The organism is Cystobacter fuscus DSM 2262 (assembly GCF_000335475.2).
In the GTDB taxonomy this organism is placed as follows: Bacteria; Myxococcota; Myxococcia; order Myxococcales; family Myxococcaceae; genus Cystobacter; species Cystobacter fuscus.
The window spans coordinates 510,222-535,047 of the sequence record NZ_ANAH02000007.1 but is presented as its reverse complement, the minus strand read 5'-3'; the positions used below and the strand labels follow the sequence as shown (position 1 = coordinate 535,047).

Annotated in this window: 18 protein-coding genes, 2 tRNA genes and 1 pseudogene; 5 read left to right on the top strand and 16 right to left on the bottom strand. The window is 66.3% G+C overall.

All coding sequences use genetic code 11. The annotated features are described in order from the left end of the window. Positions 1-35: 35 nt before the first annotated feature. The 12 genes from D187_RS14605 to D187_RS14555 all read right to left on the bottom strand — a co-directional run bounded on the left by D187_RS14605 (position 36) and on the right by D187_RS14555 (position 15,507). Positions 36-2,180 (bottom strand): DUF6351 family protein, encoded by a 2,145-nt coding sequence (locus D187_RS14605; RefSeq protein WP_002621645.1) that lies wholly within the window; start codon positions 2,178-2,180, stop codon positions 36-38. Positions 2,181-2,239: 59 nt separating this feature from the next. Beyond that, on the bottom strand, positions 2,240-3,217 hold the full coding sequence (locus D187_RS14600) for an alpha/beta hydrolase (RefSeq protein WP_002621644.1): 978 nt from the start codon (positions 3,215-3,217) through the stop codon (positions 2,240-2,242). 50 nt (positions 3,218-3,267) lie between these two features. Continuing rightward, the gene (locus tag D187_RS14595) at positions 3,268-4,791 is read right to left on the bottom strand and encodes a tannase/feruloyl esterase family alpha/beta hydrolase (protein WP_002621643.1); all 1,524 of its coding nucleotides are present in this window, start codon (positions 4,789-4,791) and stop codon (positions 3,268-3,270) included. A gap of 24 nt (positions 4,792-4,815) precedes the next feature. After that, a complete protein-coding gene (locus D187_RS14590; RefSeq protein WP_043429700.1) occupies positions 4,816-5,346 on the bottom strand; it encodes a hypothetical protein in 531 nt (176 codons plus the stop codon). Between the two features lie 46 nt (positions 5,347-5,392). Further along, the gene (locus D187_RS14585; RefSeq protein WP_043429698.1) at positions 5,393-6,904 is read right to left on the bottom strand and encodes a carboxylesterase/lipase family protein; all 1,512 of its coding nucleotides are present in this window, start codon (positions 6,902-6,904) and stop codon (positions 5,393-5,395) included. 266 nt (positions 6,905-7,170) lie between these two features. Continuing rightward, positions 7,171-8,733 (bottom strand): DUF1501 domain-containing protein, encoded by a 1,563-nt coding sequence (locus D187_RS14580; RefSeq protein ID WP_002621640.1) that lies wholly within the window; start codon positions 8,731-8,733, stop codon positions 7,171-7,173. An 11-nt stretch (positions 8,734-8,744) separates the two neighbouring features. Beyond that, complete coding sequence (locus D187_RS14575) at positions 8,745-9,401, bottom strand: hypothetical protein (RefSeq protein ID WP_002621639.1); 657 nt, start codon at positions 9,399-9,401, stop codon at positions 8,745-8,747. Beyond that, on the bottom strand, positions 9,391-10,809 hold the full coding sequence (locus tag D187_RS14570; protein WP_002621638.1) for a hypothetical protein: 1,419 nt from the start codon (positions 10,807-10,809) through the stop codon (positions 9,391-9,393). The genes D187_RS14575 and D187_RS14570 overlap by 11 nt, the downstream gene beginning before the upstream one ends. A gap of 163 nt (positions 10,810-10,972) precedes the next feature. Next, positions 10,973-11,236, bottom strand: coding sequence for a sensor histidine kinase (locus tag D187_RS58745; RefSeq protein WP_081713689.1), 264 nt, complete (start codon positions 11,234-11,236; stop codon positions 10,973-10,975). Positions 11,237-11,299: 63 nt separating this feature from the next. Next, entirely contained in the window at positions 11,300-13,351 is a 2,052-nt protein-coding gene (locus D187_RS14565; RefSeq protein ID WP_002621637.1) for a DUF6351 family protein, read from the bottom strand. Positions 13,352-13,504: 153 nt separating this feature from the next. After that, complete coding sequence (locus D187_RS14560) at positions 13,505-14,788, bottom strand: HAMP domain-containing sensor histidine kinase (protein ID WP_043429694.1); 1,284 nt, start codon at positions 14,786-14,788, stop codon at positions 13,505-13,507. Continuing rightward, positions 14,785-15,507 carry a response regulator transcription factor gene (locus D187_RS14555; RefSeq protein ID WP_002621635.1) on the bottom strand — a complete coding sequence of 241 codons (723 nt, stop codon included), beginning with the start codon at positions 15,505-15,507 and terminating at the stop codon, positions 14,785-14,787. The genes D187_RS14560 and D187_RS14555 overlap by 4 nt, the downstream gene beginning before the upstream one ends. A 380-nt stretch (positions 15,508-15,887) precedes the next feature. Here D187_RS14555 and D187_RS14550 point away from each other — a divergent pair, with 380 nt between their 5' ends. Both D187_RS14550 and D187_RS52300 read left to right on the top strand, forming a co-directional pair. Continuing rightward, positions 15,888-16,619, top strand: a complete 732-nt coding sequence (locus D187_RS14550) for a DUF6310 domain-containing protein (RefSeq protein ID WP_245591711.1) — start codon at positions 15,888-15,890, stop codon at positions 16,617-16,619. Then, positions 16,597-17,360: pseudogene (locus tag D187_RS52300) on the top strand (DUF5953 family protein). The gene D187_RS14550 and the pseudogene D187_RS52300 overlap by 23 nt, the downstream one beginning before the upstream one ends. A 28-nt stretch (positions 17,361-17,388) precedes the next feature. On the opposite strand, the gene D187_RS58740 reads toward D187_RS52300, so the two are convergent. From D187_RS58740 to D187_RS14540, 3 genes are all read right to left on the bottom strand, one after another. Next, on the bottom strand, positions 17,389-17,520 hold the full coding sequence (locus tag D187_RS58740; protein ID WP_002621632.1) for a hypothetical protein: 132 nt from the start codon (positions 17,518-17,520) through the stop codon (positions 17,389-17,391). Between the two features lie 90 nt (positions 17,521-17,610). Next, positions 17,611-17,687 (bottom strand) — tRNA-Asp (locus D187_RS14545). Between the two features lie 23 nt (positions 17,688-17,710). After that, a tRNA-Val gene (locus D187_RS14540) sits at positions 17,711-17,782 on the bottom strand. Positions 17,783-17,976: 194 nt separating this feature from the next. On the opposite strand from D187_RS14540, the gene hemE reads away from it, so the two are divergent. The 3 genes from hemE (at position 17,977) to fadJ (ending at position 22,718) form a co-directional block, all read left to right on the top strand. Continuing rightward, the gene (gene hemE / locus D187_RS14535) at positions 17,977-19,014 is read left to right on the top strand and encodes a uroporphyrinogen decarboxylase (RefSeq protein WP_043429914.1); all 1,038 of its coding nucleotides are present in this window, start codon (positions 17,977-17,979) and stop codon (positions 19,012-19,014) included. A 162-nt stretch (positions 19,015-19,176) separates the two neighbouring features. Beyond that, the gene (fadI, locus tag D187_RS14530; RefSeq protein WP_002621630.1) at positions 19,177-20,478 is read left to right on the top strand and encodes an acetyl-CoA C-acyltransferase FadI; all 1,302 of its coding nucleotides are present in this window, start codon (positions 19,177-19,179) and stop codon (positions 20,476-20,478) included. Then, positions 20,478-22,718 carry a fatty acid oxidation complex subunit alpha FadJ gene (gene fadJ / locus D187_RS14525; protein WP_002621629.1) on the top strand — a complete coding sequence of 747 codons (2,241 nt, stop codon included), beginning with the start codon at positions 20,478-20,480 and terminating at the stop codon, positions 22,716-22,718. The genes fadI and fadJ overlap by 1 nt, the downstream gene beginning before the upstream one ends. A 62-nt stretch (positions 22,719-22,780) precedes the next feature. Here the strand turns inward: fadJ and D187_RS14520 are convergent, their stop codons facing one another. Next, a complete protein-coding gene (locus D187_RS14520) occupies positions 22,781-24,709 on the bottom strand; it encodes a CocE/NonD family hydrolase (RefSeq protein ID WP_002621628.1) in 1,929 nt (642 codons plus the stop codon). Between the last annotated feature and the right edge of the window lie 117 nt (positions 24,710-24,826).

Genomic DNA, 24,826 nt, shown 5'->3' with positions numbered 1-24,826 from the left:
CCCCGGCTCACTGACGTGCCGTAGGGGCGCGGTTGCTAGTGTCGGCTGGCGGTCGGCTCAGGTCCTATTGGCGTCCCACCAGGACCATTCGCAAACGACAACCAAGGAACAGCAGCCGTTTGCTCGACACCGGGCTTACTCCAATCGCACACCCCCTGGGTGAATATCGCTTGAAGGCGTGCCCACTGCTCGTCGGTCATGCTGACTCCGTAAGAAGCTCGATCAGGGGCGGTCAGTTGACACTTGGTCGCTCCGACCGTGATCGGAGCCCCGGCGCCGGTACGTGGATCACCGAAGTACGGTTTTGCAGCGGCGCAGGTCGCGGGATCCGTCTCTCGCCGTCCATTTATCCAGCAGGCATCTACCGCGTTGGCTGGCTTATGCCTGGCCACCTTGGTCTCGAGAGTGTCAGCGGTCTTGTCCGACTTGATGGACCGCACCCAAGCCGCGAGGGTATCAAACCCGGATAGATCGTCATGAGTCTTGTCGAGTACAAGAACGTGATTGACGATCGAACCTGTCGACTGGCGCAGTCGCTCGCGCATCTTGTAACTGTGAAAGCAGGAGTGAATCTCGAGGTTGATGCACAGCTTCTCGTCGAGGATCGGAGTCGATGCCGCGTTGTTCATGAGGTTCATCTGACCTGTCCGATACAGCGCGGTGAGCGCATCGGGGTCCGCGACCGTCCGCTGCGCTGTCCAACCCCAGTTGATGTCCCGCCCGCCGACCTTCTCGTTGAGGTCCAGGAACTGATCAACGGAGATCATTCCAGCTTTGAGCGCCTCGAGCCCATACTGTACGCCGACGTTGTCATAGGCTCGTCCTGCAAAGCCATCAGGCCTGGTGCCAAAGATGTTTCGCTGGTAGTCCTGTAACGTGCACCGCGCGCCTTTCGGGTTGCTTGCGCTGTACATCCATGGTTGTGACGTACGTGGGCCTGCCAGTACGGTAGTCGGGTGATGGCAGGCCGTGCTTTCCGGGTTTGCCCAGCCTTCATCGAGATGACCCAGTTGCACCCAAGCGCGGCAAGTACCCGGCGCAAGATCCCCGTTGTCCATCACCGCATTCTGCTGGCTCACGTTCGTCCAGAGCGCCGGTGAGACGGTGTCGAAGTAGCGAACGAGGAGCGAACAATCTTGTACCTCGGTGTTCGTCGACCAGACGTCTGCGTAGGTGGCACTTGGGTTGATCCCGTCGATCAAGCCCGGATACGCATTGACAATCAAGTTCTGCTGTATGGAACCGCCTGAGCCCCCCATCGAGAGCGTGAACTGTATTTCGCCGATGGACTCGGCGACCTTCTCCTTCACCATCATGAGCGTTTCAGCCGAGACAACGCTGTTCGTGTTCTGTCCAAAGATCGTGAGCGAGGATGCAGCGGTCGCATACCCCTTGGCCAGCTGCGGGATCGCGAGGACATCGGCCTGCGGAGAGGCGATAACGGGGCCTTGGCGATGCTGCGGGAGTGCGCCGCCTTGGAAGATGTAGAAGAGAGCACCGTTCCATCCAACGGGCGGCTGCGCTGGCGTCGCTTGCTGCTTTGGGTCGGAGATGAACGCGAATGAATAGATTCCTCGATTGATTGTTCCAGTTTCTCGACGGACGATGAAGGGAACAGTCATGCCCGCGTCCGTTGTGGTCTGCGCGACATCAAGGGGCGGATTCGCTGCATCGTAAGGCAGCAACATTGTCTGCGCGGGGTCCGTGGACTTGTACAGGTAGTCCACCTTGGGTGTAGCAACGTTGCATTGATCGTCCACTGCTGGGCCAAGATTGCTCGCCTCTGGTTCACAGACCCATGGCTGTAACTGCGGTCCTGAGAAGACGGGTCCGCCCAGTGGATGATTGGTCATCGAAAGCGACATCCTGGCCCCACCGCCAATGCTGGCGGAAAGGCTGTTCGAGCCATTTCGAAGCCCGCTGACAACCCCCAGGAACCTTCCGTCGGCGCGTGTGCTGAACGCTGATGTGACATCCGTCGCGCCATTGAGAAGCACGCGCACGTCCTTGCTGTCAGTACCCGGTTTCAGTACCACCTCGACCAGAACATCTCCGCCAGAGACGAGGTCCGCGCGGTTCGACAGAGTACGAATGTTTTCCACCGTTCGGCCGCCGCTGCTACCACAAGCGGCTACCATGGCGGCGGCCGTTAAAGATGCAAAGAGTCTCGACTGATGCACTGGGGGTCTCCTGTGGGTGGATCGTGTGAATGCCTGAATGAGGCGCCCAAAACAGAACATCATCGGGTCGATGCCGCGTTCGAGAGCAGGCCGTGCGCGTCCAGCCACGCTTCCAGTACCGCGGGCCAGTGGTCGACGGGGAGTCCCCGCGGGCGCATACCGAAGCCGTGCCCGCCCTTTTCATAGAGGTGAAGTTCGGCCGGCCGATTTGCCTCGGTCCACAGGCCGAAGATCTGGGTGCTGCCCGTGGCCATGATGACATCGTCCTGCGCGGCGACAAGGAGCAGAGGCGGCGCGTCGGCCGGCACCCGCGGCGCGGCGGTCATCGACATGCCGTAGATCGACGCGGCGAAGTTCGGCCGCACGGCGGCGTCGTTCTCGAGCAGGACGCCCATGGTGGTAATCGCACCCGCCGAAAAGCCGATCATGCCGATCCGATCAGGGTTGATGCCATGATTTGCAGCGTCCTGACGAAGAATACGGACAGCCTGCGTGGCATCAGCGATGGCGATTTGGCGATGAGCTTCCAGTTGGAGCAGAATCTCGGTCAGGTCCGGCGGAGATTCTTGGCCGGGAGTTGGAGTGAAGGGGCGCACGCGATACTTGAGGACGAACGCGGTGATGCCTCGATCGGCCAGCCAGCGGGCCACTTTGGTCCCTTCTACATCCCAAGCGAGCGCGGCGAAGGCGCCACCGGGAAGGACCAACATCGCCGTTCCATTGGCCTTCCCGGGCGCGGGGCGAACGACGGTCATCGTCGGCACGGTGACGTGGGTCGTTATCTGAATCTCGCCTACGGACCCCGTGTCTACCCGGCTCACTTCGGGTCCGGTCCAGCTCTCGGTCCCGGGCGCGGCTCCCGGCCAGAGCTGCACCACCTCTGGCGTCGTCTCCGGCGGCGGCTGTTCTTCAGGAGCGCTGGAGCAGGAAGCCAAGGCCAGCACCGCGATGCCAAGATTCATCGTTGCGGCCAGAGCGGCCAGGGAAACATCCCGCCAGGGTTGCGGGACCAGGGCGAGGGGCGCGTATCGCTTCATCGAGTCCTCCTTCGTTGGAGAGCGGCCGGACCAGTCCGGTGACGCCGGTGTCAGGGGGCGGCGCACGTGAAGCTCGCCGCGGACGCGGGGTCGCCCTCTCCCTTGTAGCGGGGATAGAGGGGGTACTTGCACAAGGGCCTGGCGAGCAGCGGTGCGCCGGTCTGGAGGTCCACCTTGGTCGCCACGAGGTTCGCGCGGGAGGGCGCGATGCCCTTCTCCACCCAGTCTTCCAGCGCGGAGAGCAGATTCACGCTGTCCGCGCCGGGGCCGCCCCCGCAGTGGTGGACGCCCGGGGCGGGGAAGTACTCGACGAAGGAGTCCGCCGTGGCCTGTCCGCCGGACGCCTGCACCACGCGCTGGTAATAGGCGGCCGTGCCGTTCTGGGAGATGGCCGCGTCGATGCCGCCGTGCCAGAGGATGAGCTTGCCGCCCCGGGCACGAAACCGTTCGAGGTCGGCGCTGTTGGCGGACACCTGCGCGGAGACCTCGGAGATGCGTGGCAGCCACGCCTGGGGAGCGAAAGCCAGGGTGTCGTGGTTCGGGTCCCGGGTGATGAAGTAGCGGAGCATGCCGAGCTGCAAGAGACCGCCGCCCGTGAAGAGGGCGTTGCCATTGCCGGTCATCCACGGGGCCCAGCCGAGGGGATCCGCCTCGCCGCCAGCGGGCCAGCCCTCGTTGATGACGATGCCCTCGAGCCGCATGGGGGAATAGAGGGTGCGGGCCGAGGCGACCTGCTCCGCCGTCAGACAGGTGTCCTGGTCCGCGCCGGTGCATTGGAGCGTGCCGGGATCGAACTGGCAGGCGGCCGTGTGGGAGATGATGCCGTCGGTGAGGCCGTCCTTGTCGTCACAGGCGTCGAGGACCGCCTTGCCCAGGGTGGCGAGCCTGGCGGCGGAGAAGTTGGCGCCGGGCTTCGAGAGCTGCTGGAAGTTGCGGTTGAAGGCGAGCGCCAGCTCCACGAAGTTGTAGGCGGGGGCGCGGGCGACGATGCCGTCGAAGTCGTCGGGCCAGCGCTGGGCCTCGATGAGGGCCTCGCGGCCGCCATTGGAGCAGCCCTCGAAGTAGGTCTTCTCGGAATTCCTGCCGTAGCGCTCGCGGATGATGTCCTTGGCGAAGGGCAGCACCCGGTGGATGGAGCGGTCGGCGTAGTCCGCGAGCTTCTCGGGGTCCAGGGCGAAGGAGCCATCGAACAAACCCGTGTGTCCTCCATTGGAGGCGATGGCGGCGTAGCCCTGCGCCGTATAGACATCCGTTGAGGGAATCGAGCCGTCGAAGCCACCGCCTCCGGCGTAGACGGTCTTCCCATTCCAGTCGGAGGGCAGACGCACCTCGAACTGAAGATCGACGGGGAGCAGACCGGTGACCTTGCAGTACTCGGGCAGGGTGCTGGAGGCGGCGACGAGCGTGGCCTCGGTGATGCTGGCGCCGTCGAGGGCCTTCCCGCGGAGGCGTTCACAGCGTTGCTGGGCTGTTTCCTCGGGAGCGGGGGGCGTAGGGGGCGGAGTGCACCCTCCGAGCAGCAGCGTCACCCCCAGTGAGAACAAAAAATGGTTGGTCTTGTTGTCGCTGTGCATTGTGTCTTCCAGTCGTTTGCCGCGTCAGAGAACCCAACCCAAATCGAGCGTGATCCGGGGCGACGTGACCATGACCCGCGAACTGGCGTGGCTCACGCCCCCCGCGATGCCGATCGTGAACCCTGGTGCGAAGAGCCAGCGGTAGCCCGCGTCAGCCGAGAGCGCCAGATACCCGCCCTCCGTCGTCAGCGCGAGCTGCGCTCCTGGGGCGAGATAGAAACCCGCTGGCGCCGCATCCGAAAAGGGAAACCACTGCACTCCAGCGCCGATCGAGCCGATGTACGCACCACGCTCCTCGTAGGACCCGCGGTAGAGGAAACGCTGAGAGATGACGTTGCGCCACGCGTAATCGGCACTCGCGACCCACGCGAAGCTCGGCGAGAACGAGCGCACGTAGGAGAGGTCCACCGTGCTCAGCAAGAGGTTGGCCACGTTTATCGAGAACGCATTCCTTGCCTCAGCCGGAGCTGCGCGCTCGGCTGCGTTCGCCATCGGCACCGTGCCGGGAAGCACCGACAAGGACATGACGACGCTGAAAACCATGAACGTACGCATGAAAGTATTCCTGTTCTCTGGATGTCTTTGGCTCGAGAGGCGGGGGCTACGGATTGACTCCGGTGCGCAGCCACTCGTAGTAGCGGTCCAACGCCAAGAGCTGAGGGAGGTGCGGATAGGGACGTACGCCCTCCGGCGCGAAGCCCATGACCTGCTCGTTCGTCGGTGAATAGGTCGGCCACGGAGCGAGGCCAGGGCCGTTCGGATCTCCGGTCCGCGCGAAGTTCACGAAGTACGCGCGCATCGCGCGCGCGGTCTCCTCATCCTCTTTGGCGACCCCGTTCCCAAAAATGAAGTGCGCTTCCACACCATGAGGCGCACCGTTCGGAGCACTCGGCGTCTTGCGCTCGAGGTAGTAGATGAAGGCAGGGTGACGGCCGTAGGCCGTCTGGGCACGCGCCAACGCGTAGGTCGGCCAGCCGAACAGCTGATCGCGGAGGAGGTCACGGTTGGACTGCGCGGCCTCGGCGTCCGTCGTATGGGGGTAGGCTTCGAGGATCGCGTCCGCCGCCGGACCATACGTTTCGCGCACCGACTTCTCGAACGAGGCCACGGTCCCCGCGGGCGGGAACAACCCATCGTCGGCGTTCCAGCCAGCCAGGATGGGGGTGTCGTGGAATTCCCTCGAGGCGTAGAGCTTGGCCGGGTCGTCGGGGAGCATGTACCCGTCCGCCACCGGCCAGAAGAGGCCCTGCGCGCCGGTGATGTCCTCCGCCTTCAGCTCACGCGCGGCCTTCAGATCCGAGGCTCCCAGACTTGCGAGGAACGCGCTCCCCTCGGACTCCGCCAGCGCCAGGGTCGGCACCAGGGATACTTCCTGGCTGTTCCTACGCGCCGGAGCCATGGCTCCCCCGCTCTCGGAGATCACGCGGTGGAAGAGGCCTCTGGCTGGGGGCGCGGCCGCCAGCATGAGCGAAGCGGTTGCCCCCGACGATTGCCCGGAGAGGGTGACATTGCCCGGGTCCCCTCCGAAGGCGCCGATGTTGTCGCGCACCCATTCGAGCCCTGCCACGATGTCCTGGAGCGCCCAGGTCCCCGAGCCGTGACCCGTTTCCCGACTCAGCTCCGGGGATGCCAGGAAGCCGAGGGCTCCGAGCCGGTGGGGAATCGTCACCACGAGGATGTTGCCCTCGCGTGCGAGCCGCGCTCCGTCAAACGTGGGGTTGGCAAGGACCCCACCGGCGAATGCCCCCCCTTGGATGTACACGAGCACGGGCAGCTTCGCGTCAGGCACGTCGGTCGGTGTCCAGACGTTCAGGTACAGGCAGTCCTCGCTGACGCCGCTTCGCCCCCCCGACAGGAAAACGACGAGCCAGTTCTGCATGCAGGCAGGCGCGAACTCCCTGGCTGACCGGACGCCGCTCCATGGCACCACCGGCTCGGGAGCGTGCCAGCGCAGGTCGCCGACGGGTGGAGCCGCGAAGGGGAGCCCCTTGTAACTGGTGACCCCGTCCGCGATCGTCCCTTCGATCTTCCCGTCCCGGATCTCCGTGATGACAGGGGTTCTACAGGCCGCCAGGCTGATGGCGACCATGGCAAGAGTGGCATATCGATTCATGTGATGCTCCTGGTCTCGGGCCCACCGAGCGCGGCTGGCGCGACTGACGCGCCAGGGGACCCAAGCACGGGCGGAACATCGCGCGTCTTCGTGAGCGGCGTGTGCGTGGATCGTGTGGATTTGTAAAGGCCGCGAGCCCGCGGGTTTTCAGGCTTGTCAACCCGCCGGCCGCGGCGCTGCCGCCTTCCAGCCGCGCGAGCATCAGCACGATTGGGGCCTGTGGAGGGCAGGGGCATGAGCAGCAGCCCCCTGCCTCATGGCTCGGCTCAGGTGCGCACGAAAGCGCTCGCGTCGGGGAGCCCGCTGCCAGCGGTATCGACGCCCAGGGCGGTCAGGATACCCGAGAAGATGTCGGGCTCGTTCGTGGTCATCTTGTTGCGGTCGGGCTCTCCGGTACGCGGGTCGAAGCCGTAGGTCAGCGTGGTGCTCGAGTCGATTCCACCCAGCAGCGTGTTGCCCTTGAGCATCGGCGAGAGCATCAAGAAGCCGTTGTTGAGGTCATGCCCGGAGCTGAACGCGATGGCGTCGTTGGGCCGCGAGCGCGTGCGCCCGAATTCGGTCGCCACGTAGATCAACGTGCGGTCCCACATGCTCTCGCCGGTGGTCTCATCGAAGGGCTCCGACTTGAGCAGGTCGATGAGCTTGTCCACCACGTCCATCACCCGCGCCCACATGAAGGCCTGGCCCGCGCGATGATCGGTGTGGCTGAAGTCGAACGCCAGCGGTGGGTTGGCGATGAACTCCCCTGCCTCTACATGGTCTCTCACCGCCACGTTGAACGACGGGCCAATCGTCACCGTCACCGACACCCGGTACTTGAGGAGCAGGAACGCCAGCGCCGCCTGTCCCTGCACGGGGTCGGTCAGGTAATCCGGAAAGAGCGTGCGCAGCCGATCCCCATCGGGGGAACTCGACAGGCCGTACTCCGTGAGCGGCATCTTCGGCGGCTGGTTGGGCTGCACGTTGAGGCGGTTGATCAGATCCCGCGCCTCCAACGCCGGTTGCCCCTCGATGCGCTGCTCGTTCCACCTCTGGATCATCGCCGCGTTCTCGAAGGTCCGCCCGAAGACGGACTGTGAATCGAGCGTGTTGCGGGTGCGCCGGGCCATCTCCACCACGTCGCGCGGGGGCGCGTCCTTGATACCCTTGCTGCCATCGAGTCCCAACGGCCAGAACGAGGCGTTGGACACCACTTCCCCGTAGCAATACGAGGGCAGCGAACTGTCGGTGCCGCGCTCGGAGTAGCCCCCCATCCCCATGTTCACGTTGGGCATGGGGTAGCCCGCGCCATATTGCAGAGCCACGCACTCCTGCAGCGTGCGGCCGCGCCAGGCCGCGTTGCCGGTGATGCTTCGCTTCTGCGCGATGACGTGGTTCACTGAGGTACCCACCGAGGTGGCTACGAGCATGGAGTCCTTGTGCTTGCGCACGAAGGGCAGCTGAGCCGTGTTCACCATCTGGGGGAGGTTGCCCAGCGGATGGTTGCTCACCTTCACCGCGCGGAACGGGGAGCCGTCCACGCTCTGCACCTGCTCGTCAGGGAAGATGTTGAGCCGCGAGGCGTTGGCACCGGCCTCCGAGGCGCGCACCGCCAGCAGGCTGTCGACGATGGAGGCGCCCCCGGTTGCGCCCACCACGATGAGGAAGCGGGGCTTACCATCGAGGCGGGCGCGGCGCACGCCCCCGAGCCGCTCGAGTGTCTTCGGGGTGTTGAGCGCGTCGCGGCAGCCCGTCAACTGGGCTCCCAGCGTCGCGGAGCCCGCTGCGCACAGCGATAGTGCCTTCAACATCTCCCGGCGTGAGAGCCGGCCATTGCTGCGAAGTGACATGGCGTTTCCCTTTAGAAGAAGATGGACTCGGCAGAGGAGAGGACGACGAAGCAGGTGGCCTTCATCCAGTCGCGGCCGGGCGCCTGACTGCCCGAGGCCTCGATGTCGGTGGCCAATTGCAACAACGCGCCCACCTCGGTCTCCGTGGGGTCTCGCAGCAGTGCGCGCTGGTAGAGCGAGGTGATGGCGTTCTTCACCGGTTCGCCCTCCCCGCTCGCCAGGCGCCCCTGGGCGTCGAGGTTGATGCCCACGAAGATGACTGCCTCCGAGGGGGTGGTGACGTCGAGCGTGACGCGCTGGCCGCAGGCCGACAGTGCCACGCGGTCGACGGCAATGGGCGTGGTCGTTCCGGTGAAGGGCAGAGGCTCGTAGATACTCATACCGTACGGCTCGACGCCTCCCAGGGCCACGTTGTGCACGGAGGAGGTGCAGGGGTACTGTCCCAACTCGTTGCACACCTGCTCGACCGGCAGCGACAGCGCCGCCGCGAAGTCGGACGACAGCCGCTCCGGGCCCTTGAAGCGCAGGTTGTTGCGCGAGGAGCGTGCCAGTTCGGGAGGCGGTGGCGTGCCAGCGTCTTGCCCCGGGGGAGAGGGAGCGGGGGACGGGCAAGCGGTGAGAGCGCAGGCGGCGGACAGCTTCAAGATGCGAAGGAAATCAGGGCGCACCGTAGGCCTCCGTGCGGATCAGATCGTGAAGCATGCGCTGCACGCGATACTGGTGCGTGCCCTTGAAGCGCTGCCAGATAGCGACGAACTCGGCGTGCTCCTCGGCCGTCGGGGCATGGCCGATGAGCAGCTTCCAGTAGTCGGTGAGGGTTGCAATGGCGAAGGCGTCGCTGTTGGCGCCCACGTGTGCCCACTCCACGAGGTTGTTCACGGGCTGGCCGAAGATGTAGCCAGCCTCGGGGGTCTGGGTGATGGTCGGCGCGACATCACCGAAATACGTCTCGAGGCGGTTGGAGATGTAGTTCGCCGAGCTTGGTACGTCAGTGAGGGAGAGGCCCTGGTAGTTGCGGAAGGGGTAGCTCAATGGGTCGAGCGTCGCGTGGCAGGCGGCGCAGGCAGGCTCCGCCACGCCCTTGGCATCGTAGTCGCGGGGCTCATTGGGGATGCTGTAGAGGCCCTCCTGCCTGGCGATGTCGTAGCCCAGATACGCGCGGTAGGCCTGTGACGCGGCGTTACGAGGCAGCGCGGTGAACATCACGAAGTGGATGAGGCTCCACGAGGAGGTGATGTTGCCCGCGCGGTACTTCTCATCCTGGACGTACAGCATCGAATTCGGCTTGGTCGCTATCGAGTAGCGCGTGGGGTTCGACTCCCGGTGCACGAAGTACTTCGCCGTCATCACATCGCGCGCGTCGTGATCGTCGAGCTGCGAGTAGGCGTAGAGCGCGTAGTCGTCATAGTAGTCGGCGAGGGGAATGGTCCCTTGGTCCTCTCCGAACTTGAGCGAGCCCACCGGGCGGATCTTCGGGTGCGCCAGCTTCCACAGCTGCCCATTCTTGCCGCGCCAGAACTCGCTCCGGGCGCAGCGGTCGAGCTCGGCGTCGAGCCGGGCGCGCTGGTCATCGGCGTTCAACGCGGCGAACTCCTCGAGCTGGGCATAGGTGGGCGACTGTCCGCAGAAATCGAGCAGCACGCGCCGGTACGCGAAGCGTGTGTCGTAGCGGCACACGTCGTACTGGGGGTTGGTGCCCGCCGCGCAGCCGCCCGTATCCACTGGCACGCTGTTGGCGTCGGCCGGCAGGGTGCCGCGCTGGATCTCCACGAGGTTCGGCACGCCGTCGCCATCGGCATCCGCCGCCTCGGCGGCCCTCAATGCGGTGGGGAGTGCGTAGGCGAAGTCATTGTCGGACAGCGGGCGCGGCGCACCGGGAGCCAGGTAGGACTCCAGCCCGGCACCGAAGGCGTTGCGCTGTGGCGGTGCGACGTGACAGTAGGTGCAGGATGGCTGCTGTCCGGTGCAGACGGGTGCCGAAGGATAGGTGGTGCAGAACACGCTGCCAGCGGGCGGTTTGGCTAATGCCTCCCCTGACAGGCAGAGGGCTGCCCCCAGAATGAATCGTCGAAACACGTGACCTCCTATGATGCTCCTGGTCGCGGGCCAACCGGGCGCGCCTGGAGCGACTGACACGCCATGGGACCCAAGCACGGGCGGAACATCGCGCGTCTCCGTGAGCGGCGTGTGCGTGGATCGTATGGCTTTGTAAAGGCCGCGAGCCCGCGGGTTTCCGAGCCTATTCCGCGTTGCGCACCGGGAGGCGGATCGTCGCACGCGTGCCCCTGTCCTCCGTGGGCGCGAGCGCGATGGTGCCTCCATGCGCCTCGACGATCCGTCTCACCAGCGACAGGCCGAGGCCGACGCCTCCAGGTCCCTTTTTCGTCCGGACCCGGTCGGCCCGGAAGAACGGGTCCTCGCGGCACGAAGACGCCGTCCAGCACCAGCGAACCTGGGATGAAGAAGGTGGTGCAGCGTCGCAGCGGGCGAAAGTCTCGCCCAGGGATCAACGGCGGTGGGGCCGAAGCCCCACCTCACGTCTGAGCGAGCGCGTCAGCCCTCGCCCTCAATAGGCCTGGTAGGTCCCCTTCAGCGGAACCTGCCCTATCCCGGGCTCGATGTAGTCGCACACCCCCTCGGGAAAGATGCGGCGCAGCCTGGCCTGCTGCTCGGCACTGAACGCTACGCTATAGCTCCGGAAGTCGATCGGCTTCAGTCTGCACTTCAGCACATCCGCTGTCGTCGGCCCGCCTGCCTGCAGGATCGGATCGGTATGATATGGCATCAGCTTGTTGAACGCAGTCGTGGGATCCCAGGACGTCTTCTCTGGATGCTTCACGTCGGCCGCATCCCAATAGGCGTCGGTCGCCTCGGCAGGACGGGCGCGCACGACCTTCTCGTGGCTGAGCGGGGCCGGATCGGTCGTGATCGCGTCCAGCCAGCGCGTCATGGTGTCGAGCGCGAGATCGCTCAGGTCCACCTTTGATTCGATCGAACTGAGCCAGATCACGTGGTTTTCGGCATCCCCATTGGTTCGCACCAGCCGATCTCGCACTACAAGGTCGCGGAAGCGGTCGTGGAGATCCTTGAGCTGGTCCGTATAGGTCCTGAACTGGACGATCGGCGTGACGGCGAGTCCGCCGCCGCCGGAGTTGACGATCCCGCTTTCATAAGCGCGGCGGATGGCGGCCGGGTCGCCCTGCATCCGTGCCGCCTGCCAGTTACCGTCGACGTCGAACCCGCCGATATTCTCGTTGACGTCGAGGAACTCGTCGACAGTGAGCCTGCCGTCGTTCAATCCCTTGAGGCCATATTGAACGCCGACATTGTCTTCGAAATGCAGCCGAAAACCCGTCTCTGGATCGCGACCCACGATGTTGGCCAATGTCTCGTGAAGGCCGCAGCGCGGCCCGCGAGGATTCCGCTTCGGGTCATAGACGAGCGACGTGTCCTTGAGATCGCACATGACCGGCTCGGTCGCGGAATAGAGTGCGCCCAAGTCAGCCAGAGTATCGCACATGCCAGGATAGTGGCCCTCGATCTCCTGCTGCTTTTCGACGCTGAATGTCCTGCCGCTTCGCTTCATGGCGCCCTTCACCAGCACGCACTGCGCCACCGGAAACACGGTGTTGTCGGGAAAGGAGGCGGACGGCATGATTCCGTCGAGCAAGCCCGGATAGATTTGCGCGATCCCCAATTGCTGCACCGAGCCGCCCGAGCCGCCCGAGCCGGTGGTCCAGCGGGGCTGGCCATATTGCTCGATGAAGTGCTCCTTGAGCATCATCAGCGCCTCACCCTGCAGCACGGGGTTGCTGTGCACGTGGTTCACGAATTCGGAAGCAACCAGATGGGCGAAGCCGCGCGACAGAAACCTGTCGTTGAACACGTCCACGCCATCCTTGGGATCTAGGGTCCCCTGATGATACTTGTTCCCGGTGCCGAAGCCGAAACTGACCGTCAGCCGGCCGTTCCAACCCGGTCCTGGTCGCCAGTCCGGTCCAGGCGCGTTGCTGGGATCATCGAGGATTGCGATCTTGTAGATGGTCCGGTTGATCGTCCCCGCCTCGACGCGGACGATATAGGGCACGGTACGGCCATCGATGGTCGTGGTAGTCGACAGATCCGACGGAAGCGCTCCTGACGGCAATGGCTTGAATGCCTTGTCCGTGGCTCGATAGAACCAGTCATAGCGCGTTTTTATGTTGCAATTGCCGTCGATCGGCATGCCCAGTCCCGCCTCGACTGTGCGGCATTCATAGGGCGTCAGGTGCGGTCCGGAGAGGATGGGACCGTCCTTCGGATGGTTCACGACTGTCAGTCGGGCCGATGCTCGCCCTGCACGCACGACAATGTCGTTTTTGCCGAGACGCAGGCCTTCGATCAGCGCGATCGTGTTGGACGGGTTCGATTCCCTGATGCGCAGGTCGGCGGGGCTGCCGTTGACTGAAATCGAGATAGAACGTCCCTGCGCGCCAGTTACCTTGATCAGTGTGTCGCCGCCGGAGACGAGGTCCGGGCGCGGCGACGACAGCACGCTCCCTTCGATCTCCGTGATGTCAGGGGATTCACAGGCCGCCAGGCTGATGGCGACCATGACAAGAGTGGCATATCGATTCATGTGATGCTCCTTCTCGCGGGCCAACCGAGCGCGCCTGGAGCAACTGACGCGCCAGGGGACCCAAGCAGGGGCGGAACATCGCGCGTCTCCGTGAGCGGCGTGTGCGTGGAGCGTGTGGATTTGTAAAGGCCGCGAGCCCGCGGGTTTCCGAGCCTATTCCGCGTTGCGCACCGGGAGGCGGATCGTCGCACGCGTGCCCCTGTCCTCCGCGGGCGCGAGCGCGATGGTGCCTCCATGCGCCTCGACGATCCGTCTCACCAGTGACAGGCCGAGGCCGACGCCTCCAGGTCCCTTTTTCGTCCGGACCCGGTCGGCCCGGAAGAACGGGTCGAAGACGAACGGAAGGTCTTCCGCCGTAATGCCCTCGCCCCGGTCGCGGACGACGATCTGGACGCCAGCCGAGTCGGCGCTCGCATCCAGTTCGATGGCGGTGTCGCGCGGAGAGTATTTCGCGGCGTTCTCGAGCAGATTGTCGATGGCCCGGCGCAGGAGGACCGGGTCGACCTCGCAGACAGGGAGCGTCCCGACTCGCGTGGCGAGTTCGCGCTTCGGAAACCGTACGCGGAACTTGCCGGCCGCCTTCTCGCACAGCTTGTCGAGGGACGTCGGCTCGAGCTTGAGTGGAGGCAACCCGCTGGCCGCGGCGCTGCCACCTTCCAGCCGCGCGAGCATCAGCACGTCCGAAATCAGTGTCTGGAGTTCGTGCAGCTCCTCGGAGATGTCGTGGAGCGATTCGCGTGCGAGTTCCGGATCGTCCTCCGCCAGATCGAGCGAGACCTGGATGCGGGCGAGCGGTGTGCGGAGCTCGTGCGACACGTTCGCGAGGAGCTCCCGCTGAGCGCGAACCAGCCGCTCGATGCGTTCGGCCATCTCGTCGAACGACCGGGCCACGGCGCCGACCTCGTCCCGGCGACGAATACCTACGCGCACGGCGAGGTTTCCGTCTCCGAATCGTCGTGCGGCGTCCGCGAGACGCGTGAGCGGGTGGGTGAGGTATCTCGCCGCGACGAAGGAGGTCACCACGAGGATGGCGATCACGATGACCATCCACAGGAAGAGGGGGCCCGGCCCCCCCGGGATCATCCCGACCTCGATGCGCGTCCCCTTCAACGGTCCCGAGGAGACGACGACCGAGCTACGAGGGTCGAAGGGTGGACGTGGCGCGGAGCCGAACACAGTGCCATCTGGTTTCGTCACGACAGCATATGCTTTCGGAAGCCGCAGATATCTCGCGACCGCGTTCCGCAGGCTCGAATCGTCGACGGCGTCCTCGGCCAACCGCTCCGCCACGTACGTCATGTGGTGCTCGGCAGCGCTGAGCGACTCGCGCGGAGCCAGCCTCGCCAGGAAGATCGAGGCGCTGAGTGCGAAGGCGACGTTCAGGACCCCGAGGCCCCAGATCTGCAAAGCGAGCCGTCGTCTCGGCTGACGTTTCAAGACGACTCTCCGAGCAGCACGTAGCCGACACCCCGAATGGTCTTCAGGAGCGTGGGCTGCCGCGGATCGTCGCCGAGCTTGCGGCGCAGATTGGAGATGTGAACGTCGATGGACCGGTCGAACGCCTCGTCCGCGCTTCCGGTGACGAGTTCCATCATCTGCTCACGGCTGAGGACCCGCCCGGCCCGTTCCGCGAGCGCCTTGAGCAGTGCGAACTCGTACGTCGTGAGGCGAAGCGGCGTGCCGTCCAGTGCCGCCGAATAGGTTCTCGGGTCGATCGTGATCCGCCCGACCCTCAACACCGGGGACTCCGGTCCGGCTCGTCCTCGTGCTCGCCGAACGTGCGCGCGAATTCGCGCCAGGAGCTCGCGCGTCGAGAACGGCTTGACCAGGTAGTCGTCCGCTCCGCCTTCGAGCCCGAGGACCCGATCGGCCTCTTCTTCGCGAGCCGTGATGATGATGATCGGGACGTCGGACCTGCGCCGGATCTCCGCACAGACTTGCAGGCCGTCCATCTGCGGGATCTGCAAATCGAGAAGGACGATGTCGGGCTCCTCGCGGATCAGCTCCGCCAGCCCGCTCCGCCCATCGGAAAACCACCGGATGGAGAGCCCGTGGCGTTCGAGATAGCGTGAGGTGCGCGTCGCGGTGAACTCGTCGTCCTCGATGTACAGCACCGTTATCGACGGCGACGACTCCACGGTGGTGTTCTCGGTCACGAGGCTCGCTCCTCTGAAAGGAGACTCAACTCTCTTTCACTGTCAGGTTGGCGGCAAGTCCACTACAGGCCCGAGCTGCTGCTGCACCCTGGGCCCCTGCTGCTCCCCTCGCGTGCGTTCATGGCTGTCGGGGTGCGCCGCCATACTCCGAACGGCCCCACCAGGACCCATTAGGTCCTAGCTCCATGGAGGACCCGACCATGCGTCTCCGAGCGTGCATCGCACTTCTGCTCTATGTCTCCGCCTGCGCGACGTCAGCCCCCAGCCCACAAGAGCCAGCGGCCCGGGACCCAAGGCTCGCCAACCTCCAGCGAGCGGCGACGCTGCCCTGGACGGACGGGGGGCGTTGTGCCGTACAGGAGGCTTCCGAGCCCTGGCCCGTGCTGGCGGAGCGGTGCTATCAGGCCCTCGACCATGACCGGATGGAGTTTCACGACCTCACGGGACGATGCGCGGTTGCCTCCGCGGGTGCCGCTGCCGTGGGGCTCGGGGTCTGCGTGCTGGCGGCACCGGAGATCGTCGTGGGAGCGGTGATCGTCGTGGGCGTGGTCGTGGTGGGCTTCGCCATCAAGGCGGCGCTGGATACCTACGCGGAGAAGAGGGGCCGTCCCCAGGTAAGGCCCGCGACCGAAACGCGGCCCGTGCCTGAAACAGTGCCCGCCCCGCAGAAACCCTCGCCGGAAAAAAGGCCCAAGCCGGAGCCCAAAGGGCCGGATTTCCCTCCCGTGGAGCCACCCGAGACCTCGGAGCGAGAGCGCCGCAGGTGCGAGCCCGTCCCGGCGAAGCGCCACCTTGGTGGAAATAAACTGCACGACAAGTGCGCCGACAAAATTCCGAACAACAGTTTCCCCGGCAGGGATGTGTTCGTGAATGGGAAGAACTTCGACGCGCTGCAACTGGCCGCGCGCGCACTTTGGGAAGTCAAGACCGACAACTTCGACACGTACCCGCCCGAACTTCGGAGAATTGTGCTTGAGGACCAAGTGCTAGAGTTGCAGTACGAGCGCGCCCTTGCTCTGGCTTGTGGATTCAACTTCCGGGTCGGCGTGCGCAGCGCCGCATTGGAGAGCCTGGATAGAAACCTCGACAATGCCTGCAATGCAAGAAAGTGACATTGGTATTATCGTCTACGCGCCTGCGCTCGTGAGCGCCGATAGCCGCCCTTGGGCTGTTGTTCATGGAATGGAACGCGCGTTCCCTGGCTTGCGCCTGGAGTGGACGATTTCTCGCGAGGGGAAGCTGGTCCGGCTACCGCAGCGCGAGGTGTGGCTCGCCCAGGGGAGGCCGACCGGCAGGGGGTTTCGGCTCATTTGTAATGGCGACGAGAGCTACCGGGTAACGGTGTCTGGATGGGAAAGCCGGCGGGGATCTCCCCGGGAGGGTAGGCACAGTTTGAAATCCATGCAGCCCTGCCGCTCGGCGCAACCGGCACCGCGGCGGCAGTGGAAGTGCTGGAGGCCATCGCGGAGGGTGCTCGCGCATTCTGGGGGCACGCGACGCCATTCAACGCGGGCGTGGAGATTTCGCAGCAGACACGCCATCCCGTGCGCAAGCCGGGAGTTCCGCCACGAGGGTTGCCGCCGCTCAAGCTTTCGGAGGACATCCCCTCGCCAGAGATTCCACACTGTCTCGGATGGCTGAACTACTGGTCGGCTGCTGCCGCACGAGCCATCGGCTTCCCCGACCCGGCCCGCGACTCGGAGCTGCTGTCACGCGCACGGCGCACCGCGACGGGTGGGTGGGTTGTCCGGCTCACCGAGGCGCCGCTCGACCTGGACAACCCCGCTCACCTGGACGCGCTCAAACGGGCCTACGAACGCTTCCCGGAGATTGGCGGGCGCGCCACCCCTTGAGGCTCGGCACGGCTCGCGGTGGCCGTGCTCAGGGCTCCGCCTTCTGGCTCACCGGGAAGGTGACGTTCCCGAGGGTGACGGTGCGCGGCGCCCCTGCCTCCCACAGCTTGAGGGTACAGGGGCAGCCGAGCTGCGCGCGGTCCCCCTCAATGCCCACCACGACGGCACCGGCCCCATTGGCGGGAATGGGCGTCTCTTGCCACCGGCAAAGAAAAAGCCCAGCAACCCCGGAGGATTGCTGGGCTTTTATTGGCGAGGAGTACGGGACTTGAACCCGTGGCCTCCGGCGTGACAGGCCGGCGTTCTAACCAACTGAACTAACTCCCCACAGCGACTTCACTCGACTGACTTGGGCGGAACAGGGATTGAACCTGTGACCCTCGCCTTGTAAGGGCGACGCTCTACCGCTGAGCTATCCGCCCTCTTGGGCGTCACCGCGTTGCGACGGGGCGGCTTTTATCGAGCCCGCCCCGACCCTGTCAAGCATACCTTTTCCGGGGACGATTCATTCCGGGCCCGCCCGTCACGGGCGTTGACCGGGACGATTCCTCCTGTGACAACCCTCGCCCCCCGCTCGCCCCCCGAGGGACTTGGGGAGCCACCCGGAGTGTCCACCTTGAACGACCGCCTCCTTCGCGCCGCCCGCCGCCAGCCCACGGACACCACCCCCGTGTGGCTCATGCGCCAGGCGGGCCGCTACCTCCCCGAGTACAGGGCCATCCGCGGCAACATCGCCTTCCTCGATCTGTGCAAGCACCCGGACCTCGCCGCCGAGGTCACCGTCCAGCCCGTCACCCGCCTGGGCGTGGACGCGGCCATCATCTTCTCGGACATCCTCATCCCCGTGGAGGCCATGGGGATTGAACTGGAGCTGGGCGACAAGGGGCCGCACTTCCCCAACCCCGTGCGCTCCGCCGCCGACATCGAGCGGCTCGGTGTGCCCGACCCCGTGGAGGGCACCGGCTTCGTCGCCGAGGCCATCCGCCGCACCCGGCGCGCGCTCAATGACTCGGTGCCCGTCATCGGCTTCTGCGGCGCCCCCTTCACCCTCGCCGCGTACATGGTCGAGGGCGGCGGCTCCAAGAGCTACATCCTCATCAAGCGCATGCTCTTCGAGCAGCCCCAGCTCGTCCACACGCTCTTCGACAAGCTCACGCGCACGCTCATCCCCTACCTGCTCATGCAGGTGGAGGCCGGCGCGAGCATCGTGCAGATCTTCGACTCGTGGGGCGGCGAGCTGTCCCCCTGGGACTACGAGCGCTTCTGCCTGCCGTACCTCACGCGCATGGTGAAGGAGGTGCAGGCCAAGGGCGTGCCCGTCATCGTCTTCGGCACCGGCATGTCCAACCACCTGCCGCTGCTCAAGCGCACCGGCGCGGACGTCATCGGCCAGGACTGGCGCACCCCCCTCGACGAGGCCCGCCGCGTGCTCGGCCCCGACGTGGCCGTGCAGGGCAACCTCGACCCACTCCACCTCTTCCTGCCGCGCGAGGAGCTGGAGCAGCGCGTGGTGGACATCCTCCGGCGCGCGGGGCCCGTGGGCCACATCTGCAACCTCGGCCACGGTATCCTCCCGCCCACCGATCCCGAGGCCGCGAAGTTCTTCGTCGACGCCGTCCACAAGCACGGCTTCGCGCTGCGACAGTCCCCGTGAGCCGCCGGGTTGTGTGATGCCGGACACCTCGAAGGCCCCCCCTCCAGGCGGGCCCCGGGGCAGGGGAGCACCGGGTTGATTCCAGAATCAATCTCCCGTTGACGCGCCGCACCACCGCTCATTAGATGGGCCTCACCCCCGCAGGGAAAGGTGAGGCACACAATGGCACGCGAGCAGCAAAACGGTCACCGCAGGGTGGCCATCGTCCGCGGATTGCGGACGCCCTTCGCGAAGGCGGGTACGGACTTCGCGAGGCTCACCGCGTTGGACCTGGGCCGCATCGTGGTCCAGGAACTGGTGCAGCGCTCGGAGATCGATCCGCAGGAGATCGATCAGGTGGTGTTCGGGCAGGTCATCCCCACGCTCACCGCGCCGTCCATCGCGCGCGAGGTGGTGATCGCCGCCGGGCTGCCGCGCAAGATCGACGCCTTCACGGTGTCGCGCGCGTGCGCCACGTCCATCCAGGCGATGACCACGGCGGCCAACGCCATCGCCCTGGGCGAGGCGGACGTGGTGCTCGCCGGAGGCACCGAGTCCATGTCGGACGCGCCCATCTTCACCAGCCGTCCGCTGGCCCAGGCGCTGATGGCCGCCTCCAAGGCGCGTGACTTGCCCGGCAAGCTCAAGGCCTTCCAGGCGCTCAAGCCGGGAGACCTGGTGCCCGTGCCCCCGGCCATCGCCGAGCACTCCACCGGCATGACCATGGGCGAGAGCGCCGAGAAGATGGCCAAGGAGAACGGCATCTCGCGCGCCGAGCAGGATCAGATCGCGCTCGCCTCGCACCAGAATGCCGCGCGCGCCTGGAAGGATGGCTTCTTCGACTCCCACGTCATGCACGTGGTGGTGCCGCCCAGGTACGAGAAGGTGGCGGACAAGGACAACATCGTGCGCGCGGACACGAGCCTGGAGTCGCTCTCCCAGCTCAAGCCCGTGTTCGACCGCAAGTACGGCACCATCACCGCGGGCAACTCCTCGCCGCTCACCGACGGCGCCGGCGTGCTCCTGATGATGAGCGAGGAGAAGGCCAAGGCGCTCGGCCTGGAGCCGCTCGGCTACCTGCGCTCGCACGCCTTCGCGGCCACGGACCCCGGGGACCAGCTCCTGCAGGGTCCCGCCTACGCCGTGCCGGTGGCGCTCAAGCGCGCGGGCCTGACGCTCGCGGACATCGATCTCGTGGAGATGCACGAGGCGTTCGCCGCCCAGGTGGCGAGCAACCTCCAGGCCCTGGCCTCCAAGGAGTTCGCCAAGAAGGCCGGTTGGAGCGCGCCGGTGGGCGAGGTGGACCGCACACGGCTGAACCTGTCGGGTGGCTCGCTGTCGCTCGGGCATCCCTTCGGGGCCACGGGGGCGCGCATCGTCACCCAGGCCCTGCATGAGCTGAAGCGTCAGAACAAGAACACGGTGCTGTGCACCGTCTGCGCCGCCGGTGGCCTCGGTGCCGCGGTGGTCCTGGAGCGTGCGTGATGGGTGCCATGGTTGCTCAGGAGTCCGAGGTGAAGCAGGGCCTGTCCTTCCAGCTCGAGGGGGACATCGGCCTCGTGGTGTTCAACCAGGTGGACGAGCCGGTGAACACGCTCTCGCCCCCGACAGGCGCGGCGTTCGCGGCGCTGCTCGACCGGGCGGAGAAGGACGCCGCGGTCAAGGCGCTCGTCTTCATCTCCGGCAAGAAGGACAGCTTCGTGGCCGGAGCGAAGATCGACTTCCTCCAGACCATCAAGACGGCCGCGGAGGCCACCGCCACGTCCCGGGACGGGCAGCGCGTCTTCGATCGGCTGGAGGCCTTCCCCAAGCCGGTGGTGGCGGCCATCCACGGCGCGTGTCTGGGCGGTGGCCTGGAGTGGGCGCTCGCGTGCCACTACCGCATCGCGACGGACAGCCCCAAGACGACGATCGGACTGCCCGAGGTGCAGCTGGGGCTGTTGCCCGGCGCGGGAGGCACCCAGCGTCTGCCGGCGCTCATCGGCGCGCAGGCCGCGTTGGATCTCATCCTCGCGGGCAAGACGGTGAAGCCCTCCAAGGCCAAGCGGCTGGGCATCGTGGATGAGGTGGTGCCCGTGCCCATCCTGCGCGAGGTGGCGCTGCGGCGCGCCCGCGAGCTGGTGGACGGGACGCTGAAGGTGGAGCGCTCGCACGGCCAGGGGCTCAAGGCGGTGGCGCAGCAGGGCAAGAAGGGGGGCCTCGGCGGACTGCTCATGGGGCTCGCCAACAAGGAGATGTGGACCGAGGTGGCGCTGGAGGACAACCCCCTGGGCCGCAAGGTGCTCTTCGATCAGGCGAAGAAGCAGCTGCGCAAGAAGACGCGCGGCAAGTTCCCCGCGCCGGAGAAGGCGCTCGAGGCCATCCGGGTGGGCCTGGAGTCCGGCCGCGCGGCGGGCCTGGAGGCCGAGGCCCGGCTCTTCGGGGAGCTGGTGGTGTCGGATGTCTCCAAGCGGCTGGTGGAGATCTTCTTCGCCACCACGGCGCTCAAGAAGGAGAACGGCACGGACAAGGCCGACGTGAAGGCACGCCCGGTGAAGAAGGTGGGCGTGCTGGGCGGCGGGCTGATGGGCGGCGGCATCGCCTATGTCAGCTCGGCGCTGCAGGGCGTGCCGGTGCGCGTGAAGGACAAGGACGACGCGGGCGTGGGCCGTGCCCTCAAGCAGGTGCAGGGCATCTTCGAGGAGCGGGTGAAGCGGCGCTCGCTCACGTCGCGTGAGGCGGCGGCGAAGATGGCGCTCGTCACCGGCGGCACCGACTACAGCGGCTTCAAGAACGTGGACGTGGTCATCGAGGCCGTCTTCGAGGACCTGACGCTCAAGCGCCGCATCCTCGGCGAGGTGGAGGCCGTCACGCGCGAGGACTGCATCTTCGCCTCCAACACCTCGAGCATCCCCATCACCCAGCTGGCCGAGGGCGCGCGCCGGCCCGCGCAGATCATCGGGATGCATTACTTCAGCCCGGTGCACAAGATGCCCCTCCTGGAGATCATCACCCACAAGGGCACCGCGGATTGGGTGACGGCCACGTGCGTGGAGATTGGCAAGAAGCAGGGCAAGACGGTCATCGTCGTCAACGACGGGCCGGGCTTCTATACCTCGCGCATCCTCGCGCCGTACATGAACGAGGCCGCGTACCTGCTGGCCGAGGGCGCCGACATCGCCGAGTTGGATAGGGCGCTGGTGGAGTTCGGCTTCCCGGTGGGCCCCATCACCCTGCTGGACGAGGTGGGCATCGACGTGGCGCAGAAGGTGGCGCCCATCATGGAGGCCGCGTTCGGCAAGCGCATCGCGGCGCCCAAGGCGTTCGACAAGGTGGTGGCCGACGGACGGCTCGGCCGCAAGAACAAGAAGGGCTTCTACACCTACGACGGCAAGAAGAAGGAGGTGGACACCTCCGTCTACGAGCTGTTGCCGCATGGCCGCGAGCGCAAGCACCTGGACGCCCAGGAGATGGCCGAGCGGTGCGCCCTGCAGATGGTGAACGAGGCGGTGCGCTGCCTGGGCGAGGGCATCCTGCGCAGCGCGCGGGACGGCGACGTGGGGGCCATCTTCGGCCTCGGCTTCCCGGCGTTCCTCGGAGGCCCCTTCCGCTACGCGGACAGCCTCGGGCCCGCCGAGCTGTTGCGGCGCCTGGAGCACTACCACGACAAGTACGGCGAGCGCTTCGAGCCCGCGCCGGCCCTCGTGGAGAAGGTGAAGGCGGGCGGGAAGTTCTACCCGGGCTGAGCCTCGCTGGCGCCGGGACGGGAGGCCGCCACGAGGGGCCTCCCGCTCCCGCGCGGCACGGGTCAGTCGTCCAGCGCGGGCATCACCCCCACCTTGAGCGAGCTGGGGTGTTGCGCCGTGTGGTGGACGCGGTGGAAGGCTCGCACGAAGTCTTCCTCCCTGGCCTCGAAGATGTTGGGTACGAAGGTCTGTGGGTTGCGGTCGATGAAGGGGAACCAGCTCGACTGCACCTGGATCATCACGCGGTGCCCCCGCTTGAAGGTGTGCAGCACGTCGTTGAGGGTGAAGCGCACCCGCGTCACCTCGCCCGGCGTGAAGGCCTTGGGCTGGGAATAGCTCTCGCGGAAGCGGCCACGGAAGGGCTCGCCCCGCACCAGCGTCTGTTGGTGGCCCCGGTCGATCGCGTCCGGGCTCTCTTCGCGTCGCGCGGCGCCGGGCAGCTTGCCGGGGTTGACGTCGATGAGCTTCACCACCCAGTCCGCATCCGAGCCGGTGGTGGACACCCACAGGTCCGCCTCCAGTGGGCCCGCGAGCGTGAGATCCTTCTCCAGCGGCGCCGTCTGGTAGACGAGTACGTCGGGGCGGCGCGCGGCGAAGCGCTGGTCCTCGGTCATGTAGTTCTTGGCCCAGCCAGTGGTGATCTCCTGCGTGTAGGGCACGGGCCGGGCCGGGTCGCTCACGTACTCGTCGAAGGACTCGCCCGTGACGGACGGGGCCTGGAAGGCGAGGGCACCCTTGGGCTGGAAGTACAGCCGCTGCTCGCGCACGGCCTTGGGCGGCCAGGTGTCGAAGTGCCGCCAACGGTTGGCGCCGGTCTCGAAGAGGGTGGCCTCGGACAAGGCGGGGGCCTCACCGCCCTTGAGGTGGTGCTTGAAGAAGGTGAAGCCCAGCTCCTGGTAGAGCTGGCTCGTGGAGAAGCCGAAGTCCGCGTCCCCCAGCGACGAGCCGTCGGTGCGCATCCATCCGCCATGGATCCACGGCCCCATGAGCAGGGAGTTGGAGATGCCCGGGTTCTGCTTCTCGATGGCGGCGTAGGTGCGCAGCGGCCCGTAGAGATCCTCGGTGTCGAACCAGCCGCCCACCACGAGCACCGCGGCCTTGATGTTCTTCAAGTGGGGCAGCAGGTTGCGCGACTGCCAGAAGGCGTCGTAGTTGGGGTGCGCGACGAGGTCCTTCCAGAAGGCGACGTCGCCCTTGAAGTGGCGCGCGTCCGCGTTGCCGAGCGCGCCGAGCTCGAGGAAGAACTGGTAGGCGTCGGGGGTGCCGTGCTCGAAGCGCTTCCACTCCTCGCTGTCGGTGGGCTGGGGCCGGGGCAGGCCGAAGCCGGAGAAGAAGTTGAACGCCAACACCAGGTTGAAGGCGCCGTGGCGGTGCATGTCATCCCAGAACCAGTCGGCGATGGGCGCCTGGGGGGAGATGGCCTTGAGCGCCGGGTGCGAGTCGATGGCGCCCGCGGACGTGTAGTAGCCGGGGTAGGAGATGCCCCACTGGCCCACGCGGCCGTTGTTGCCCGGCACGTTCTTCACCAGCCACTCGATGGTGTCGTAGGTGTCGGTGCTCTCGTCGGTGTCCTTGGGGCCCTTCTTCGTGGCCAGGTGCGGCCGCATGTTGACGAACGTGCCCTCGGACATGTGCTGCCCGCGCACGTCCTGGAAGACGAAGATGAAGCCCTCCTTCTCATACTGCGCGGTGGGTCCGAGCCGGCGGGCGTAGCGGTCCACGCCGTAGGGCGCGACGGAGTAGGGCGTGCGCACGAGCAGCACGGGGTAGCGCTTGCCCGGGCTCGCGTCGTTGGGGACGTAGACGGAGGTGAACAACCTCGTGCCATCGCGCATGGGGATGCGGTACTCGAACTTGGTGTAGTGCGAGCGGAGGTATTCGAAGCGCTCGGGGCCTTCTCCATCGGGCGTGGGCCGCGCGGCCTGGGCCCGCGCCGCTCCGGTGAGCACGAGAAGTCCGAGCACCATGAGGTGGCGGAGGGTGGGGTGCATGCTGTCTCCTGGGGGAGGCGGCATTGTCGGTGACTGGCGGCGTGTCGGAAAGCGTCGTGTGTGGCTCCCACGTGGTGGCGCGTCTTGACCCCCAACCGTTTCTGGACGATGCCTTGC

Coding starts and splice junctions, on each gene's coding strand:
- D187_RS14590 (WP_043429700.1), bottom strand. CDS start 5,346: ATGCGTACGTTCATGGTTTTCAGCGTCGTCATGTCCTTGTCGGTGCTT.
- D187_RS14565 (WP_002621637.1), bottom strand. CDS start 13,351: ATGAATCGATATGCCACTCTTGTCATGGTCGCCATCAGCCTGGCGGCC.
- D187_RS14585 (WP_043429698.1), bottom strand. CDS start 6,904: ATGAATCGATATGCCACTCTTGCCATGGTCGCCATCAGCCTGGCGGCC.
- D187_RS14580 (WP_002621640.1), bottom strand. CDS start 8,733: ATGTCACTTCGCAGCAATGGCCGGCTCTCACGCCGGGAGATGTTGAAG.
- D187_RS14520 (WP_002621628.1), bottom strand. CDS start 24,709: ATGCACCCCACCCTCCGCCACCTCATGGTGCTCGGACTTCTCGTGCTC.
- fadJ (WP_002621629.1), top strand. CDS start 20,478: ATGGGTGCCATGGTTGCTCAGGAGTCCGAGGTGAAGCAGGGCCTGTCC.
- D187_RS14595 (WP_002621643.1), bottom strand. CDS start 4,791: ATGCACAGCGACAACAAGACCAACCATTTTTTGTTCTCACTGGGGGTG.
- D187_RS14600 (WP_002621644.1), bottom strand. CDS start 3,217: ATGAAGCGATACGCGCCCCTCGCCCTGGTCCCGCAACCCTGGCGGGAT.
- fadI (WP_002621630.1), top strand. CDS start 19,177: ATGGCACGCGAGCAGCAAAACGGTCACCGCAGGGTGGCCATCGTCCGC.